This is a genomic window from Phocaeicola massiliensis B84634 = Timone 84634 = DSM 17679 = JCM 13223 (assembly GCF_000382445.1).
In the GTDB taxonomy this organism is placed as follows: Bacteria; Bacteroidota; Bacteroidia; order Bacteroidales; family Bacteroidaceae; genus Phocaeicola; species Phocaeicola massiliensis.
The window spans coordinates 1-20,218 of the sequence record NZ_KB905475.1 but is presented as its reverse complement, the minus strand read 5'-3'; the positions used below and the strand labels follow the sequence as shown (position 1 = coordinate 20,218).

Sequence of the window (20,218 nt, the reverse complement as noted above, 5' to 3'; positions counted from 1 at the left end):
TCATTAATGGTTGGTTATTTATTATGAATAAATTATTGTTATGTGTGTTAGCTTTGGGCATGTCTTCCATGACTTTTGCCGGTAATGAAAATGTATTTGATCCTCCTGTTATGGGCTGGAGCTCGTGGAATACCTATCGGGTGAATATCAATGAGGCTTTGATAAAGAAGCAGGCCGATGCCATGGTGCAGAAAGGTTTGAAAGATGCAGGTTATAATTATGTCAATGTAGATGACGGATTTTTTGGTTGGCGTGATGAGCACGGCACGATGCAGACTCATCCGGAACGTTTTCCGAACGGACTGAAAGGGGTGGCAGACCATATTCATTCTTTGGGACTGAAAGCCGGTATTTATTCGGATGCCGGAAGCAATACTTGCGGTTCCATTTGGGATAAGGATGTCAACGGAGTAGGTTCGGGCTTGTATGGTCATGAGCATCAGGATGCCGATTTATACTTCAATGAATGGGGGTTCGATTTCATTAAGATAGATTATTGCGGTGCTTCTCAGGAGTTGAGTCTGGATGAGGAAAAACGATATACGGAGATTCGCCGTGCTTTTGATAAAGTGGCGGGTAACCATGTTTCCATTAATGTGTGCCGATGGGCTTTTCCGGGTACATGGGCAAAGAATATCGGCTGCTCTTGGCGTATCAGTAGTGATATCCGCCCGGAATGGGGGTCGGTGAAATATATCATTGATAAGAATCTGTATCTTTCTGCGTATGCCGGAGACGGTCATTATAATGATATGGATATGCTGGAGATTGGCCGTGGACTGAAACCGGAGGAAGAAGAGGTGCACTTCGGTATGTGGTGTATCATGAGTTCTCCCTTGTTGATAGGCTGTGACCTGACAACGATTCCCGAGGCTTCTTTGAAACTCTTGAAGAATAAGGAACTGATTGCCTTAAATCAAGACCCGTTGGGATTACAGGCCTATGTGGTGCAGCATGAGAATAAGGGCTATGTGCTGGTAAAGGATATAGAACAGGAACGCGGCAAAGTGCGTGCGGTGGCTTTGTATAACCCTTCGGACAGTATTTGTGATTTCTCTGTTCCCATGAGTGTTTTGGAAATGGGAGGTAAAGTGAAGATGCGTGATTTGGTGAAGCAAAAAGACCTTAAGGCAGTTCAGGGGACACTGAACCGGCAATTGCCTGCACATAGTGTCCTGATTTTGCGTATGGAAGCAGAGCAGCGTCTTGAACCTGTGCGTTATGAGGCTGAGTGGGCTTATTTGCCTTGTTTTAATGATTTGGGACTGCGCCCGAAAACCATTCTGTATGCACCGATGAAGGAAGCGTCCGGGGGGATGAAGGTCAGCTATCTGGGAGGACGTGCCGAAAACTATGCCGAATGGAATAAAGTATATAGTGAAAAGGGCGGAATGTATGAAATGACCATCCAATATGTGCCTCATGCAGACCGCAAACTGGAAATTAAAGTAAACAATGAAAAGAGTATCCTGCTGAAAGACCTTGCCGGAACCGATGGACAGCAGCTTGCTTCCGTAACAGTGCAGGTGCGTTTGAAGCCGGGAAATAATGTAGTCCGTATGGGAAGTCCTTATTGCTGGGCACCCGATATCGACTGCTTTACTCTGAAGAAAATAGAATAATAGGATTTATACCATGAAGAAAAGTTGTTTGATTATAGGAACCTTGTTATGGGGAATGAGTGCTTTTGCACAGACTACAATATGGAAACGCAGTGGATGGGAATGTCGTATTTCGGATAAAGGGACATTGGAGCAGATTGTTTTTAAAGGCAGTCAGCGTAATGATACGGTGCCTTTTTTCCATGATAAGAGTAATATGGGGCCCAGTTTCTACGCCAATATGGGTAACGGGAATATAAAAGCGGACTGGATACCGGATGGATATCGGTCTTACCGTGCAACCATCGATGGTGTAGAGTGCCGTCTTACTTATAAAGAATGGAAAGGACAGCCTGCTATGGAGGTTATATTGGAAAACAAGGGAAATGTTCCTTTTCAACCCGTAAAGGCAGGATTGAAATTGGGGATTGATACTTATATGGATAAGTATCCCGATTGGTTCGGTAAGTATTTCCCAACGCTGATGATGAACGAGAAAACTCATTTCTATGGTTATCTTCAGACTCCGTCGGGACATACATTGGGTGTTGTCTCACCGCAGCCTGTTGCATCATGGAGCGTGGATTATAACTTGGGATATCAAGACCCCGCTCCTCATTGGTTTATGGGACATCGTATCGAATCCCTGAACCTTGATTTGATGAATGCACTGCCTTTGCCTCAGCATTGTCCGCAAGATTTGTGGATTTTGAAACAAGGGGAACGTAAAACGTGGACGATTGCCTTTGTTGATATCAATACTCCGGGCGAATTTGAAGAAACGATTCATAAGGTGGCCGGTGTGCCTATGATTCGTATGCCTCAAACGGTGTATCAGCCTAAGGAGACTGCAACATTTGAAGTACTTGCAGCCGCTCCGACTGTCGAAGTGACAGATAGTGAAGGAAAGCTTCAGAAGGTTACAGTGAAAAGTAAATCGGGTCATGTGAAGGAGGTATCTTGTATGCTTCCCTCGGTGGGACTGTATACAGTGAAGGTTACAGACGGTGACAAGCAGTCGCAAGGTGTATTGTCTGCCCACGCTTCTTGGGAATGGACTATGGAGCGTGCCAGAGAAGGTGCATTGAAATATCATCAGAAAGCAACTTCCCATATCGAGAGTTGGTATGGTTTCCATTCTTCCTTTATTGCAGCCAGGTATTTCCCTGAAAAGCAACTGGATGAGGCTTTGCGCAGTCGTTTTGATTATTTGTTCGGGCTGTTGCACGACCGGACAAAGATGGTGCCGTTATATCATGCCTCACGTATTCAGAATACATCGGGAACAATAGGATTGTTGGTTGATAAATATGAAGCCTATGGCGATGTAGAGGATTTGAAGAAGGCTTCTCGTCTGGCGGACTGGCTGATGAATACCTGGCAGCGTAAAGACGGAGCTTACGTAAACCATAATACGGTGTATACCAGCGTTATTTATGTAGCGAAAAGTATGTTGGAACTTACTTTGGTCGAACGTGAACTGGGTAAGACGGAGAGTGTGTGGAAAGAGGCTGCCGACCGTCACTATGCTTCTGCCAAACGTGCCATCGACCAGTTGGTGGCCTCACAAGGCGATTTTGAGACCGAAGGTGAGCTGACTTTTGAGGATGGGATGGTTTCCTGTTCGGCGCTTCAGATTGGTATGCTTGCATTGATGCAGCAGGATGAAAAGGAGCGCAAACATTATACGGATGCCATGTTACAGATATTGAACAGTCATGATTGTCTGACTCAGTTGCGTGTTCCCGATGCCCGCCGTCGTGGAGGAACCATGCGTTATTGGGAGGCTCAATATGACGTGCAGATGTTGCCTAATATGTTCAACTCGCCTCACGGCTGGAGTGGCTGGCGTGCTTATGCCACCTATTATGCTTATCTGTTGACCGGTGAAGAACGTTGGTTGAAAGAGACATTTAATGCCATGGGAGCTTTCTCCAATTTGATTGATTTCCGTACGGGAGATTTACGTTGGGCTTTTGTGGTCGACCCGTATCTGAAAGTGAAGCAGGCTTGTAGTGCCGATACTCATGTGACGGAAGATTCATTGAGTTTTGGCAATCCGCATCCCGAATTATATGATACCCGTGAGTTTGTGATTGGTGAGCAATATGTAAATATGATTAGTGATTGGCAGACAGTCAATACACAGGATAATGATGTGCACGAGCTTTTTAAATGTATCGGTGAGACAATGTTGACCAATGCGTTTGTTGTAGAACGGCCCGATGGCGAAGTGATAGGCTATAACTGCCGGGTAACCCGTCAGGGAAACAAGCTGACCGTAAAAGCAAATGAAAAGCAGATAGTCAATCTGCACTGTAATTTGAGAAAAGCCTATACCGTATCATTCAATGGTAAAACTCAAGACCTGAAACAATCGTATTTGGGTTGGGCTTTTGGAAAGGACATTTATCTATAATTGATTCTATGATATGAAAACACACTCTTTGCTATTATTGCTTCTGTCTTTTGTACAGGTGTTTCCACTTTTTGGGGAAACACCTTACAAGGAAGAACGCCGGGTTATCTATTCCTCGGAAGCGCCGGAAAGACCTTATCTCTTGCAGCCCGGACATAGTTTGGAACAAACTGTATCATTTCCCAAACGTGCTTACCCCACTCGTAAGTTTCTGCGTGTAACGGGTGGAGTCAAGATGCCTGCTCCCTTTCAGGAACGTGGTGAAGAGATGTTCCGTCGAAGTGAGTTTTTTATTGATGACAATTTGGATTCTGTCGTTACTCGTAAAGATCGCTACTCCCTCTATTTCAAGGGAGAGAATGATGCTTTTGAGCGTTATGCCTACTTCCGCGTCATGGGAGAGGCACTTAAACCGGGGAAGCTGACTGTGCATCTTCCGGTGGTTCGTCGCCGGCAGCTGACTGTAGACGTTAAGGGTCGGTTCGGATTGGAACTGGAACTTTATTACAAGAAACCCGGACGGGCGGCGCAGGATATTTTTGATACTCCCGACAGCGTGTTATTTGTGCCTGTCCCTGTCGGCACGGGAAAGTATCAGGATGTCAGCCATACTTTTACATTGCCCGATAACGTGGCTTGCGCTCTGCTGTGTGCAGGAGGAAGCGGTTTCAGTGGTGAATGTTGGCTGGAAGCGCCCCGTTTGGAGCAGAATGGCAAAACTGTGTGGCATGTCCCTTTCACCAAGTTTGCACAGAAAGCGAGTCAGGTGGATTATTGGGTAGGATGTAATCTGGCGACTCGCAGTTGGCCGCGCTGGAGGCTGGAATTTGATGGTCGGGAAGTATTCGAGGGAAATATCTTTGACCGTGCTTCCAATGTGTCCGATTTCTATATCCTGTTGCCCGGAGACCTGCAGGGAACAGGCTGTTTTAAGCTCTCTTTGTTGAAAGAGCCTCACCGGGCTGCTTTTCCTTACGAAATGCGCACGTTGGAGGTGATTGAAGAGACTGCCCGTGACTTTGAAATTATTTCAGTTCCTAAGTATGTTTCCAAGTCCGCTTCTTTCGGCGTGTTGATTGAGACAAACCGTCCGAATGTGAAATTGCAAGTAAAGAGCGATGCCGCTCTGCAACCGGCCACGCAAGAGGTCCGATTTAAAGAAGCCGGACTGCATGTTGTAGAGTTCAGGGCGGATTCTTGTCTGACCGATGTGAAGATGGAATTCAGCGACGGTAGCCGTAGCGAGTCTGCTGCGATAGAACAGATTGTGGAACGGGCTCCCGAAAACATCTATATTTCTTCAGGAGATGAAATCTATATCGACAAGCAATATACTCCATACAGTTATTTCTTTAAATGGTATATATCGCAACGTGTAGGCAACTGGTATCAGTTCCGCCCCTCTTACCAATGGAGTGGATGCCGTATCACCGACCCGGAAATAATTGGTTATTATACTCATTTGCTTGATGGTTTGAAGATACCATACGCATGGCAGGCAGAAGGCAGAACCTTGGCAGGTAGTCGTCTGAATCCGTCGAATGAAGAACTTGCCTCCCCCATGTTCCGTGGAAAACAAGCCCATGAGAATGACGGTGGTTACTATTATTGGCAACATTTCAAATATCAGGGATTGCATTCGGACATGGCTGCCCGTAATCGTCCCTGGGGAGGTATCTTTGCAAAGCATCGTCCTATTTATACAGACCACGGCACATTTATCCATTATGATACGGAGGCTGTGACCGATATGGCGGACGGAGCCCGCAAACTGGTATCCAACTTGCGCTACTCTAAAGGAGAAAGCGTGCGTCATACAGGTCCGTCTTCTCTATTTCGTTATTTTTATCAGGCAGGTTATGAATGGGTGGGAGCCGAACAAATGTATGGACCTGAAGAGACGATACTTTCTGCTTTGCGTGGTGCGTCTTTGGCATACAGTCGTCCGACATACGGCTCGTTGCATGCCATGCAATGGGGAAGCGGTCCTTTCACCGACCCTAAACATTCGTTGCGTCTCTATCTTTCACTGGCTGTGGCTTATATGCACGGTTCTTCACATATAAATACGGAAGAAGCTTTGTGGACAGATGAATTTATGAACGACCGTTATTCTCCGTCGGGCAAGGAACATCTGGCAGCACAGCATCGTGTCCTTGATTTTATTGAAACACATAGCCGTCGTGGAGAGTTTCATAGCAATATTGCTGTGATTCAGGGACGGAATGATGCATGGAAATCTTTTGGGCGTGGCAGTTTGTGGTCACAAGAAGGCGAGAAATGGAAATTCAACAAGGCTTGCGAAAGTTTTGACTTGCTGAAAGTGTTTTATCCCGACCACATCATTGACGGATGCGGTCCCGAAGGATGGTTTACCTCTACGCCTTACGGTCCGGTGGACTTGCTGCCGGTTGAGGCTCCGCAAGATGTAATGAACCGCTACAAAGCCATGATTTTCTTGGGATGGAACACATATGACAAAGGTGATTTTGAACGTATCCGCGATTATGTCTTCCATGGAGGAACACTGATTTTGTCTGCTGCCCATATCAATGCCTGTCTGCAACCGGATGAAAAGCCTTGTTTTCCGCAGGATGATGCACCCGTTCGTGAACTGTTGGGAGAAGACTATCGGAGCCTGATGCAACAAACAACATTGAACTATGGCAAAGGAAAGGTCATCTATTTCCCGGAAGCCCTTTATCCGGCAGAGGATAAACTGAAGGCAGCTTATATAAAAGTGATGCAGGATATTGCCGCTTCAACAGTTCATCCGGAGGCGGAGAACGGTTGGATAGAGGCAGCTCCGTCGGTAGGATTTACGGCATGGCAGGACGGTGAACGTCGCACGCTTTATGTTTTGAATACGGATTGGCAGAGTGATGAGGAAACGCATCCTTATACCTTTATCTATGGAAAGGGTAAGTTCCGCTTATCTATAGCCCGTTATCAACTTGGCACGATTCATTGTGCGGCTCAGTTGGCGGCAGCTCCGTCAAGTAATACCACCGATGTACTTTCTATTGTGAAAGAGTCTGACGGATGGACGGTGAGGGTTCAGACTACCGGTCCCGATACCGTTAAATTTATGTTTGCAAGCAATGGTTTGGAGAAAGAAGTTTCTTTCTCTTCTCCCGGTATACACGTTTACAAGTTGTCTTTATAAACAGCATATTAACTTCTAAATCATAAAATGAACATGAGAACGATTTGTCTTATTTGCATGCTCTGTCTGGCAGTGGTTGTTAAAGCGGCTTCTCCCATACAAGGCTTATTGGAACGCATTGATAAAGGAGCTTCGCGCAAGTTTGTCATTGAGCAGGTGAAGTCACCGACCGATTTCTTTGAATTAGACCAAAAAGGTGATAAAGTAGTGATTCGTGGCAATAATTATGTGAGCATTGCCACAGGAGTGAACTGGTACTTGAAATACTATGCAGGTATTCAACTTTCGTGGAATGGGATGACGGCGCAACTTCCTGCCGTTCTTCCGGCCGTGCCTCAGAAAGAACGTCATGAAACGGATTTGAAGTATCGTTATGACTTTAATTATTGTACCTATTCCTATACCATGGCATTTTGGGACTGGGATCGTTGGGAGAAGGAAATTGACTGGATGGCATTGCATGGCATCAATCTTCCTTTGGCAGTGGTAGGTGCAGATGTGGTGTGGTATAATGTATTGACCAAACTGGGCTATACCAAAGACGAAATCAATGAATTTATTGCCGGTCCTGCTTTTCAGGGATGGTGGTTAATGAATAACCTGGAAGGTTGGGGCGGTCCTAATCCCGATAGCTGGTATAAACAACGTGAAACTTTACAGAAACAAATCTTGAAGCGTATGCGTGAATATGGCATCCGGCCGGTATTGCCGGGTTATTCTGGCATGGTTCCTCACAATGCCAAAGAGCGTTTGGGGCTGAATGTTTCCGATCCGGGCTTGTGGTGCGGTTATCGGCGTCCTGCTTTCTTGCAGCCCACCGACCCACGTTTCAACGAAATTGCTGACCTTTATTATAAGGAGATGAGTCGTCTTTACGGCAAAGCCGATTTTTATAGCATGGACCCCTTCCACGAAGGAGGCAATGTGGCAGGTGTCGATTTGAATGCTGCAGGCCAGGCCATTTGGGGAGCAATGAAAAAGGCAAATCCGAAAGCTGTCTGGGTGGCTCAGGCATGGCAGGCGAATCCTCGCCAAAAGATGATTGAAAATCTTCCTGCCGGAGATTTGATTGTGCTCGACCTTTTTGCCGAGAGCCGTCCTCAATGGGGTGATCCTGAGTCTACCTGGTATCGTAAGGAAGGTTTCGGCAAGCATGACTGGCTTTACTGTATGCTGCTGAACTATGGTGGCAATGTAGGTCTGCATGGAAAGATGAAGCATGTCATCGATGAGTTCTATAAGGCAAAAACATCTTCTTTCGGCAAGACAATGAAAGGAGTGGGTATGACTATGGAAGGTTCGGAAAATAATCCGGTAATGTTCGAGCTGTTGTGTGAACTACCTTGGCGTCCGGCCCGGTTTGATAAAGATGAATGGTTGAAAAACTATACAGTGGCGCGTTATGGCAAGGCCGACAAAGCGGTTCAGGATGCATGGCTGCTATTGAGTAACACCATTTATAACTGTCCGGCAAAGAATACCCAGCAGGGGACACATGAATCCGTTTTCTGCGGACGTCCGGATTACGATGTTTATCAGGTGTCCAGCTGGAGCGAGATGGAACCTTATTATAAACCGGAAGATATTATCCGTGCGGCAGGCATAATGCTTTCGGCAGCTGACCGTTTCAAGGGGAATAATAATTTTGAGTATGACTTGATAGATATTGTCCGTCAGGCAGTGGCAGAAAAGGGGCGTTTGGTTTATCCCATTATGATAGATGCATATAAGGCAGGAGAAAAGGAACTGTTTGCAGCCTCTTCACAACGTTTCCTCGATTTGATTCTTTTGCAGGATAAATTATTGGCTGCCCGTCCTGAATTCAAGGTAGGCACATGGATTGAGAAAGCACGCAACTTGGGCACGACTCCCGAGGAAAAAGATTTGTATGAATGGAACGCACGCGTGCAGGTTACTACATGGGGAAATCGTGTGGCAGCTGATGAAGGCGGACTACGCGACTATGCACACAAAGAATGGAACGGTCTGTTGCGTGATTTCTATTATAACCGTTGGAAGGTGTGGATTGACCGGCAAAAGGCACAGCTGAATGGTGCGCCGGTGAAGGCAATAGATTTTTATGCCATTGAGGAACCGTGGACAAAGCAGACAAATCCTTATTCTTCTCAAGCCGAAGGCGATGTGATAGAGGTAGCCAAGGAAGTATATGCCAAGATTACCGAATAGGTTATCATTATAATATTCTCTTTCCCTATGCAGAATTGATTTTTATCTCTCACTGCTCTCACCCTTATTTCGAAACGACAATGTACAGGGCGTTTCAGGGTGAGAGATAGGGGTGAGAGATTCCTTCAAAGGTGAGAGCATATCTCTTATTTTTGTCCAAAGTTGCATTATTTGTATGTTTTTTCCTATGTAAGTATGTGCAGACACCTTCTTTTCCGCTTTCCATAGCGTACGTTCGCATGATGTTTTTCATACGGTTAAACAACCTGTTTCATGCAGTTGAAACAGGTTGTTTCATTAGGGAAACACATTGATTCGGACTAATGTATATTTCATCCTGGCCGAACGTATGGAAGGTCACGTTTATTGTTTTTGCTTTGAACTGCTAATCGAATGAGAGAAAATCTTATCAGTCTTGTAAAAAGAAGAAACATTGTTTGAGTTTTATAAAGAAAATGTCTGTACCTTTGTCGAAAGGTCTATGAAAAAGAATAAAATACGTCATTTATAAACTATTAGAGCAATGTATTCTATCATTAAATGTTATTTGCGGCATATACTTGCTGTATGTGTGGTGTCTTTGTGCGTAATGACAGGCACTGCCGCTTCGTCGGTGAAACTGGATGTGGACTGGCCACAGTTTATGAGTAAACAGGACATGGTGTGGGAAACACTTCCTGAGTATTGGTATGAATCAGCCTATATGGGTAACGGTATGTTGGGGCTGATGATTTATAAGGAACCGGGACAGAACTATATTCGGTTGGAAACAGGAAACTGTGCAGTACACGACCATCGGAAGGGCAAGAACGACTTGTTCAGCATCGGACGTCTGCTGACCGGACATTTTGCTTTGCATCCGAAAGGTGAGATTTTGGATGGAAAGATGCGGGTGGACTTATGGAATGCCGAGACTACTGCCGACATTGTCACTACAAAAGGAAAAATTCATTTACATAGCTTCGTGCATAGCGATAAGATGATTATCGTCACCAAGACCACTACCGAAGGCGAGGAAAAAGATTTCCGTTGGGAATGGGTGCCGGCTCCTTCAGAGAGCCCGAGGTATCTGTTTGCCAAAGGAGAGGGCAATTGGATTAAAGTGCCCGAAGATTATCCGCTTAATCCGGCTCCCGAAGTAACCGGAACAGAAAAGGAAGGAATGTCTTATCAGAAACTTCAGGCGGGAGGCGAGACGGCGGTTGCATGGAAAGAAACCGTGAAAAAAGGAGAACGTGTGTTGTGGGTGAATCTTACTCATTCTTATCCCGAATCCAATGCCCGTGAAATCAGCCGGAACGAGCTGGAGGATGCATTGCGGTGTGGATATAAGAATTTGCAGAAGACGCATCGTCAATGGTGGAATGCTTATTATCCTGCCAGCTTCCTTACATTACCCGAAGGTGTGAAGGAGAATTTCTATTGGATACAGATGTATAAATTAGCTTCGGCGACGCGTGCCGACAGAGCGTTGATAGATTGCACCGGTCCGTGGCTCACCAAGACACCGTGGCCGAATGCGTGGTGGAATCTGAATGTGCAGTTGACTTACTGGCCGTTGAATGCTTCCGACAGACTGGATTTGGCTGCTTCTTTGGAGAATGCTCTTTATAATAATGTGGAACAGTTGCGAAAGAATATCCCGGAAGCGTATCGGCATGACGCTTTGGGACTGGGACGTACCAGCAACTTCTATTGCGCTACAGAGCCGGTCGGTATTCCCGGAGTGAGTAAAACGGCCGAAGTGGGGCTGCTCACTTGGGCTTGTCACAATCTTTGGTTGATTTATCGTCATAAGATGGATGATGCACTTCTGCGCGATAAGTTGTTTCCGCTATTGAAGGGGGCAGTAAATTATTACCTGCATTTCTTGCAGAAGGAAGAGGACGGGAAGCTGCATCTTCCTGCTACTTATTCTCCCGAATATGGAAGTGCAGAGGATTGTAATTTCGACCTTTCCCTGCTTCGCTGGGGATGTCTGACTTTGATACAATCGGCAGAGAGATTGAAGATAGACGATCCGTTACTTCCTAAATGGAAAACCGTATTGGAGGAGCTGACTCCCTATCCGATGGACGAAAACGGGCTGTTTATCGGGCGGAATACGCCTTATGCGTTTTCACACCGGCATTATTCGCATCTCCTGGCGGCTTATCCATTGTATACATTAAACAAAGAACACCCTGAAGATGTGGATCTTATTGAGAGATCTCTTCATTTCTGGCAATCGAAGACAGGAGCTCATCAGGGTTATTCATTGACCGGAGCTTCTTCCATCTCATCTGCACTGGGAAAAGGGAATGATGCATTGGCTTATTTGAATAAGCTGTTTGGACGTTTTTTGAGTGTGAATACATTATATAGAGAATCTGGACCGGTTATTGAAACACCATTGTCGGGTGCGCAGTCTATACACGATATGTTGTTGCAGAGTTGGGGAGGCAAGATAAGGGTTTTCCCTGCCGTACCGGATGCGTGGCAGGATGTGGCTTTTGACGGGTTGCGGACAGAAGGAGCTTTCAAGGTCTCTGCCAATCGGAAAGCCGGGAAAACGGAATTTATACAGGTGAAGAGTTTGGCCGGAGAACCTTGTATCCTTGTAACGGATATCGCACGGCCTTTCTTTAAAGGCAAACGTAATCTGGAAGTGAAACAGTTGGGTGAGCATACGTATCAAGTTGATTTACAGAAAGGCGAGGAGATGCTGGTTTATCCCGAAGGTACTTCACCTGATTTGATTATTCGTCCTATTCAGAACACTTCCATTCACTGTTTTGGAAAGAAGCTGAAAGATAAAAAATAACCTGTCATGGGAGTGTGTCAAAACTAAAACGACCTATCGTCAACTGTAGGGGCAGGGTTTGCCTGCCCGAACCAACGGGCACGACCTTGGGAGTAATACACAAAGCAAGCTGTTTTCGGGCGAGCGAACCTCGCCCCTACTAGCAAAATGATAACATTAGCAATGTTTTGACACATCCCCATTGATTGGCATAGGCACGGATTACATGAGTATTTTTTCAATCACTTGCGGGAAGTGCTCATACTCCAACGCATGCACTCGTGCAGCTAAAGTTTCCGGTGTGTCATCGGGCATGACGGGACATGTAGCTTGAAATATGGTATCCCCTTCGTCGTAATGTCCATTGATGAAATGAATGGTGATTCCGCTTTCTTTTTCCGCTGCGGCAATGACAGCCTCATGCACACGGTTGCCATACATCCCTTTGCCGCCGAACTTAGGAAGAAGAGCGGGATGAATATTTACTATTTTATTCGGATAATCATGCAAAATATCATCGGGTACTCTTAGCAGGAAACCTGCCAAGGCGATAAAATCTGTTTGATAGCGGTGCAGTACTTCCAAAGCTCTACCCTCTGTAAAATCCTGAGCCGGAATAAATTCGGTAGGAATTCCCAGTTTATCAGCTCGATTCAATACGCCGGCTTGTGCTTTATTGGTTATGACAACCACTACTTTTGCCGTTTTTCTCTCTGAAAAATACCGGATAATATTCTCGGCATTTGTTCCTTCCCCTGATGCTAAAATTGCGATTCTCTTCATAACTTTACTGGTTTTGGTGCACATAAAACAAAAAAATGTGCAAAAATTTGCATTTATTTGCCTGAATATTTGCGCAGCCCAAGAAATATTTATTCCTTTGCAACCGCAAAGAAAATAAAATTATTCGATTAATTAACTAAAATTTGAAAGTTATGTCTGAAATTGCAGAAAGAGTAAAAAACATCATCGTTGATAAATTGGGTGTAGAAGCATCAGAAGTTACTACAGAAGCTAGCTTCACTAATGATCTGGGTGCAGACTCATTGGATACTGTAGAATTGATCATGGAATTCGAAAAAGAATTCGGTATTTCTATTCCTGATGATCAGGCTGAAAAGATTGCTACTGTTGGTGACGCTGTTTCTTATATTGAAGCTAACGCTAAGTAATTATCCTTATTTTATAATATGGAATTAAAAAGAGTTGTAGTAACAGGTCTTGGTGCGCTTACTCCGGTGGGTAACACTGTTGCCGAAACATGGGAAAACCTTGTGAACGGTGTCAGCGGAGCAGGACCTATTACTCATTTCGATGCGTCTAAATTCAAAACACAGTTTGCTTGTGAGGTAAAAGGGTTCAACGGAGCCGATTTTATCGACCGCAAAGAGGTGCGCAAGATGGATTTGTATACACAATATGCCATTGTTGCCGCTAAAGAAGCAATTGCAGACTCGGAAATGGACCTCGAAAAAGAAGATCTGAATAAAATCGGAGTAATATATGGTGTAGGTATCGGTGGTATTCATACTTTTGAAGAAGAAGTGTTGGGCTATGCTCAGACAAAAGATACTATCGGACCGAAATTCAGCCCGTTCTTCATTCCGAAAATGATTGCTGATATCGCATCCGGACAGATTTCTATCATGTATGGTTTTCATGGACCTAACTTTACAACGACCTCTGCATGTGCATCTTCATCAAATGCTATCGCTGACGCATTTAACTATATCCGTTTGGGTAAAGCAAATGTGATTGTAGCCGGTGGTGCCGAAGCTGCCATCTTCCCGGCCGGTGTAGGTGGTTTTAATGCTATGCATGCTCTTTCTACCCGCAATGACGATCCTCAGCATGCCTCTCGTCCATTTAGCGCAAGCCGTGATGGTTTTATCATGGGTGAAGGTGCAGGATGTTTAATTTTGGAAGAACTGGAACACGCCAAAGCACGTGGAGCTAAGATTTATGCAGAACTTGCCGGTGTAGGTGCTTCTGCTGATGCTCACCATCTTACAGCTTCTCATCCCGAAGGATTGGGAGCAAAATTAGTGATGCTTAATGCTTTGGAAGATGCAGAAATGAAGCCCGAAGACATTGATTATATCAATGTTCACGGAACTTCTACTCCTGTAGGCGACGTTTCGGAAGCAAAAGCTATCAAAGACGTATTTGGAGAACATGCTTATAAGCTGAATATCAGCTCTACTAAGTCAATGACAGGTCACCTGCTGGGTGCTGCCGGAGCAGTAGAAGCTATTGCAAGCGTATTGGCTGTAAAGAATGACATTGTTCCGCCGACGATTAACCACGCAGAAGGTGATAACGATGAAAACATCGATTATGAGTTGAACTTTACGTTTAATAAAGCTCAAAAACGTACCGTAAATGCTGCGTTGAGCAATACTTTCGGTTTTGGTGGTCACAATGCATGTGTAATCGTGAAAAAATACGCTGAATAATCGTGTTTAGCAATATAACAGATAGGATAAGACTTCTTTTTCGTAAGGATAAGGAGTCTTATTTTCGTTTTTATAAGATGTTGGGTTTTTATCCCAGGAATATCAGCATCTATGAACAGGCTTTACTTCACAAATCTTCGTCTATAAAGTCTGAGCAGGGGCGTTTGCTTAATAATGAACGTCTGGAGTTTTTAGGAGATGCCATTTTAGATGCAGTGGTAGCAGATATTGTTTATAAGAAGTTTGAGGGAAAACGTGAAGGTTTTCTCACCAACACTCGTTCTAAAATTGTTCAACGCGAGACTTTGAACCGATTGGCTATAGAAATCGGTTTGGATAAGTTGATTAAATATTCTGCACGTCAGTCGTCTCACAACAGCTATATGTGTGGCAATGCGTTTGAAGCATTGGTCGGAGCTATTTATTTGGACAGGGGGTACCGTGCTTGTAAGCATTTTATGGAGCATCGTATTATCGGTCCTTATATTAATTTGGAAAAGCTTTCACGAAAAGAGGTTAATTTCAAATCTAAATTGATTGAGTGGAGTCAAAAAAACCGTGTTGAGCTTACATTTGAACTGATTACTCAGTCACATGATCAATGTTTCAGTCCGACATTTGAGAGTGAAGTGCTGATTGAGGGTATTCCGGCCGGAAGAGGAATCGGCTATTCAAAGAAGGAATCCCAACAAAGGGCGGCTCATGAGGCTATGGGCAAGATAAAGGACAGTGCTTTCATGGAAAGTGTCCTGGCGGCTAAATCGGTACGCGAGGCACCGCAGGAGGAGGTTATGCTTCCCCGGGAAGAAGCTGTAGAGACTGTAATCAGTGCTGTGTCCGAAGAAATCGGTATTTCTGAACTCAACGAACAAATTATCAGTGAAGCCGAGGAGATGGCTTTTAAGGAAGTGAAATAATTGCTTATTTGAATATACGCAAAAAGTCGGAATTATTTCCCTTCCTGTTTTCTTTTGAAATGAAATAATTCCGACTCTTATAGAGTTTTTAATCAATTCTTTACACTTCGTCCGGCCATGGACAGGGTTTGTTTGTGGCTTTAAAGCCGGGGCGTTGCCCTCCTACATTGCGTAAGTAGGTACCCAATTCCTTGGATAAGCGTTTAACAATATCAGGGTGTTGTGCGGCTACATCATGTTTTTCTCCGATATCTTCGGGGATATTAAACAGTTCCTTTTTTCCGGTCTCATAATAATAGACCAATTTCCATTCATCTTTTCGGATGGAGCAGTTCAGGTTGATGCCGGGACCGTTATTTCCCCATATATTCGGGAAATTCCATACGATTGCACGTCCTTTGGAAGGGTCTCCGGTTCCTTTTAGCAGCGGCATGAAACTGGTTCCGTCAAGCGGTTGTACAGTTCTATAATTTTGGACTCCTGCCATTTCGAGGATGGTAGGATAGAAATCTTCAATCATCAGATATTTGTCACAGCGGGTGCCGGGACTGACTACACCTGGCCATTTGACAATCATCGGCTCCCGGATACCCCCTTCGTATAAAGAGCCTTTCCCGCTGTTTAACGGATAGTTTTGGGTATGGAGTTCACCGTCACGCCATGCCGGTTCAGAAGCCAGTCCGCCGTTGTCGCTCATAAAGATAATAATTGTATTGTCTGCCTCATCATTCTTATCCAGCCAATCCATCAAGTCTCCCAAGCTTTTATCCATTCCTTCAATGAGCGAGGCATAGGCGGCTTCTTTCTCGGTTAATCCTTTCTTAAGATATTTGGGATAGAAACGCATGTCCTTGTCTATGGGTATATGAATGGCATAATGTGACATATACAGGTAGAACGGCTGATTATATTTTTTCGCTTTATCCAGTGCCTTGATTGCTTCACGGGTTAAAGCTTCTGTTGCAAATACGCCTGTTCCCCAGTAGTTTTCCAGTCCGGGAATAGCCATAAGTGAGTAAGGTTGGCCGTCTCGTTTGTGACCATAGTTCTTTTCACTCAGATAAGTGGCGAGTCCTCCGGCGGCATGTCCGGCAATGTTGACTTCGAATCCCCAATGGTTAGGGTTTTCGCCCGGGGTATCGATGGAGCCGAAATGAGCTTTACCACAGTGGATGGTGTGGTAACCGCTTTGTCTTAATAAATCGACAAAAGAGGTTCCGACAAAGGTATTCGGAGTGCCTTCTACCTGACTGACCCCATTATAATTCCAATCCGGCAATTGAACCGTTTCACTTTGGCGGTCGGTGGTTTTGTCTCTTTCAAGTGTCCAATTGGTTACCCTGTGGCGTGCGTTGTTGACACCTGTGATCAGGCTGCATCGGGTTGCCGAACTGATGTTGCAGGCATAAGCCTGTGTAAACATCATGCCTTTTTGGGCCAAACGTTCCATATTGGGAGTTTCGTAGGCTTCATTATAATGTGTTTTCTGTGTCCAGAAAGGTAATGAAGTGTCTTGCCATCCCATATCGTCCACCATAAATAAGATGATATTGGGACGTTGTTGGGTTGTTTCTGAAGACATTTTTTCTTTTGCTTGCGTTGAGATTCCTGTTAAGGAAGCGAGAACGAAAGATACAAGTAGTTTTTTATTCATATCGGCTGGTTTTATAAGTTATTTTTCAATTACAATTTTTTGGGGGGTATTTATGGAAATACTTCTCAGTTCTTGCTTGCCGGCTTTTTCTATCCATACTTTTAGTGTACCCGTACATAGTACGTTCAGCACCAAGCGGTTCTCTGTTAAAGAGATAGTTTGGACGGTGGCCGGGGACAGATATTTTTCCTGTATGCCAATGACTGCCCATCCTTTCCGTATGGGGCAGAGATGAAACAGTTTGTCTGTAAATCCGATAAGTTCGAATGTACTGCTGTCTGATAGTTCTTCTGCCTTTTGTGATTCCCAATTATAAAGCAGCACGCGTTCTTCGAGGGTGGCAGACATTTTCTCAAAACTGTTCCGAAGAGAATAATCTTCTTTTTTTATAGTGGCCTGGACTTGCTGATGTCGGGGGGAAACATTCAGGTTGTAACAGATTAATGTCATTGCTCCGTTGCCTGAGGGAGCTGCTACTCGATATGCTTTTCCACTCCATAATGGATTGGTCAGTATAGATTCCGGCATAGGTACGGCAGGAGCTTCGGGGCGGAATAGTTTGCCTTGTTCGTCAATTAAGGGAAAGATGTTTTCCTTGATAAAGTCCCCGGGGGCGTCCGACAGGTAGACCGGACCTCCGGAAATGGCCTTGGAACGTGCCATCAAAGTGCCACAAACGGTATCGCAGGAATGAAACATATCATGGTCGGGCCATACGGTTTGTCCTAGTAACAGGGTATTGGTATAAGACTGGAATAGATGTGATTTTGCCATATTCTCATCATATTTCTTATAGTCTATGCTGACACGGGTGCTGTTGCTGTATGACGTATGGTCGGTATTGATGACGTTCTGTGCCATACAGTTCATTAGTCCCATATTTTGCCGGTGGGTCTCGGCTTCCAGGCTTCGGTTACAGTCGGTTGCCTGGCGGATACTTTCATGCCCTCCCATGTAGAGTGGCAGCGTAAAAGCTTGGTTATCTACTTTCAGAAAATCGAATCCTTGTTCTTTTAAGGTGCTGACGTAGTAGCGATAGAAGGAACGGATGCGGGTGCTGTCCGTTCCTGGCAGAAGGCTGCCGGCGTGTGGGTATAGGGCTTGTCGGACGACTTGTGGAAATCCGTTTTCGGGGGATAATCCCATCCAGTATCCCGAAAGGCTGTACCACAGTCCGATCCATTTGATTTTATTTTCTTTTTTGTATGACATGATTTTTTCCCATCCCGACGGGAAACGTTGTTTATCCGGTATGAAACCGGTCAGTTGCCTGTTCTTGTGGGCGAGATGACCGTCGTCAATCAGTACATACCGGATAGGAATACCGGATGCCTCTATCGTTTTCATATCGTTTATTATCTTGGATTCGTTTATGTCATCATGATAATGTTCCCATGTACACCAACCGAGATAGCGGAAAGCTTCGAAATATTCCTTGGCTGTACGGCTTTTTAAGTCGGCGGTTTCTGTATTTTTCATCAGTGCTTGATAGGCTTGCCGAATGGTTGAATAAATATCTTTTCCTTGTCGGATGAGTAGAAGAGGGACTTCCGGTTTCAGATAGTCTTTTCCTAAGGTGGATACATATAGGGTGACAGAGCCGTTATCGTTTACTTGCAGCCAGCTTAAACTGTTACGGCCGGCAACAGCTTTGGCAAACAAGTATTCTCCGTTTGTCAGTTCCAGCAGTAATGCATCTCCCAACGTAGATGGGGCTGCATTGGAAGGTATTCCCGGATAGCGGGTGTCGGTTAATTCTTTTAAATCGTTGAACACCCAAGGTAGGAGCCGGTTGGTATTGTTGGGCCATTCAAAATCTCCCGGACGGGAGTCTCGGCTGAAGAAAATACCTCGGACGTACCCGGGTAACCGTACCGGACAGGCAATAGTCTGGGTTTGTCCGGGTATGGATTTCTTATAGGGTATGGGAGAAGAAATGGAAGTTAAATCAATCGTATCTGTCATTGACAAAGCGTTTGTGTTCTTGAATGACTTTCCTTTTTCATATGTGTAATCTGTTTGCCCGAAGGATTTCGGACAAACAAATACATTGCAAATCAGGATACAAATGAATATTGCTTTATATTCTCTCATGATTTTTTATTTGAAGGTTATGTTATAGGCACTGAAATGTCTGATTTCGGGTACGGCAACGGATTGGGTTACGGTGAGGCGCAAGGCGGTGGTTTCTACCGGTTCGAAGTGCGCAATGCGTTTATGTCCCACAGACTCGCCGGAGCACACTGTCTGCCATTTTCCGTTGACTTTCGCTTCTATCTTGTATTGGCGTATTCTTTCGCCTTTGGCAATGTCTTCTTGGATGATGCAGTAGTTGACCGGTTGTTTTTCATTCAGATTCAGCGTAAGCCGTTGCTTCCGGCCTTGGGTTTCCGCCAATGGTGTACCAAAGCGCCGGTTTATTTCTTCTCCCCATTCTTTTAAACGCTGTTCGTCACCTGCCGGCAATAGCCCATCGGGATTTGGGGTCAGCCCGATGATTAACGTAGCGTTGCGGCCCACTGATTTTTCGTACATATCCATCAACGTTGTCAATGGATAGATATTATTCTCGTCATCGGGTTCCCAAAACCATTCGTGGCGGCCGTTGGCACCACGCAGGGGGCTGTCTGCCATAGCCGGTACCCAGTATTTTCCTTCGGGGTCACCTTGTTTTAATAAGGCTATTTGGTCTTTTTGGCTTTCAATACGTTTATGATGTGAACAGGGGGCCGGGAAAGTGGACCAGCAGGGGTATCCCACTGTGCCGGTTTCTGAACCTCCCCAGCGGAAATCAGCACGGTCTATGTTGTGGTAGAACAGGCAGTCTGGCTGGTATTTATTGACGATGGGTTCTACATCAGGACCGTCACCTCGTGGGTCATCGGCTCCGCCATCAAACCAAATCATATATAAATCTCCATAGCGGGTGCAAAGTTAATACACAAAGTTACTACAAAAAAGTGAAATGCGGAAAGAAATAGTGATAGAATTGAGTTACAAGGGTTTCAGTCGTGCTTCCGATTATTCGTGAAGCCA

The 20,218-nt window shown here is 45.0% G+C and carries 11 protein-coding genes and 1 pseudogene; 8 read left to right on the top strand and 4 right to left on the bottom strand.

What is annotated here, in order from left to right:
- Window positions 1-23: 23 nt before the first annotated feature.
- From HMPREF1534_RS01560 to HMPREF1534_RS01580, 5 genes are all read left to right on the top strand, one after another.
- On the top strand, window positions 24-1,622 hold the full coding sequence (locus HMPREF1534_RS01560; protein ID WP_018451818.1) for an alpha-galactosidase D: 1,599 nt from the start codon (window positions 24-26) through the stop codon (window positions 1,620-1,622).
- Between the two features lie 13 nt (window positions 1,623-1,635).
- Window positions 1,636-4,020 carry a hypothetical protein gene (locus HMPREF1534_RS01565; protein ID WP_005944783.1) on the top strand — a complete coding sequence of 795 codons (2,385 nt, stop codon included), beginning with the start codon at window positions 1,636-1,638 and terminating at the stop codon, window positions 4,018-4,020.
- A 13-nt stretch (window positions 4,021-4,033) separates the two neighbouring features.
- A complete protein-coding gene (locus HMPREF1534_RS01570) occupies window positions 4,034-7,186 on the top strand; it encodes a type 1 glutamine amidotransferase family protein (protein ID WP_005944779.1) in 3,153 nt (1,050 codons plus the stop codon).
- Between the two features lie 33 nt (window positions 7,187-7,219).
- Window positions 7,220-9,373: an alpha-N-acetylglucosaminidase gene (locus HMPREF1534_RS01575; protein WP_005944776.1), complete on the top strand. Its 2,154-nt coding sequence runs from the start codon at window positions 7,220-7,222 to the stop codon at window positions 9,371-9,373.
- A gap of 523 nt (window positions 9,374-9,896) precedes the next feature.
- A complete protein-coding gene (locus tag HMPREF1534_RS01580) occupies window positions 9,897-12,176 on the top strand; it encodes a glycosyl hydrolase family 95 catalytic domain-containing protein (RefSeq protein ID WP_005944773.1) in 2,280 nt (759 codons plus the stop codon).
- A 201-nt stretch (window positions 12,177-12,377) separates the two neighbouring features.
- On the opposite strand, the gene purN is transcribed toward HMPREF1534_RS01580, so the two are convergent.
- Window positions 12,378-12,938, bottom strand: a complete 561-nt coding sequence (purN, locus tag HMPREF1534_RS01585) for a phosphoribosylglycinamide formyltransferase (protein ID WP_005944771.1) — start codon at window positions 12,936-12,938, stop codon at window positions 12,378-12,380.
- A gap of 152 nt (window positions 12,939-13,090) precedes the next feature.
- Between purN and HMPREF1534_RS01590 the strand changes: the two genes are divergently transcribed.
- The 3 genes from HMPREF1534_RS01590 to rnc are packed head-to-tail and all read left to right on the top strand — an operon-like array spanning window position 13,091 to window position 15,528.
- A complete protein-coding gene (locus tag HMPREF1534_RS01590) occupies window positions 13,091-13,327 on the top strand; it encodes an acyl carrier protein (RefSeq protein ID WP_005944768.1) in 237 nt (78 codons plus the stop codon).
- An 18-nt stretch (window positions 13,328-13,345) separates the two neighbouring features.
- On the top strand, window positions 13,346-14,611 hold the full coding sequence (gene fabF / locus HMPREF1534_RS01595; RefSeq protein ID WP_005944765.1) for a beta-ketoacyl-ACP synthase II: 1,266 nt from the start codon (window positions 13,346-13,348) through the stop codon (window positions 14,609-14,611).
- 2 nt (window positions 14,612-14,613) lie between these two features.
- The gene (gene rnc / locus HMPREF1534_RS01600; protein WP_005944763.1) at window positions 14,614-15,528 is read left to right on the top strand and encodes a ribonuclease III; all 915 of its coding nucleotides are present in this window, start codon (window positions 14,614-14,616) and stop codon (window positions 15,526-15,528) included.
- Between the two features lie 100 nt (window positions 15,529-15,628).
- Here rnc and HMPREF1534_RS01605 read toward each other — a convergent pair whose 3' ends face one another.
- From HMPREF1534_RS01605 to HMPREF1534_RS01615, 3 genes and pseudogenes are all read right to left on the bottom strand, one after another.
- Entirely contained in the window at window positions 15,629-17,182 is a 1,554-nt protein-coding gene (locus HMPREF1534_RS01605; RefSeq protein ID WP_005944760.1) for a sulfatase, read from the bottom strand.
- Window positions 17,183-17,200: 18 nt separating this feature from the next.
- A complete protein-coding gene (locus tag HMPREF1534_RS01610) occupies window positions 17,201-19,276 on the bottom strand; it encodes a Sip1-related alpha-galactosidase (RefSeq protein WP_005944758.1) in 2,076 nt (691 codons plus the stop codon).
- A gap of 6 nt (window positions 19,277-19,282) precedes the next feature.
- Window positions 19,283-20,116, bottom strand: a pseudogene (locus HMPREF1534_RS01615) (discoidin domain-containing protein); the annotation flags it as partial.
- Between the last annotated feature and the right edge of the window lie 102 nt (window positions 20,117-20,218).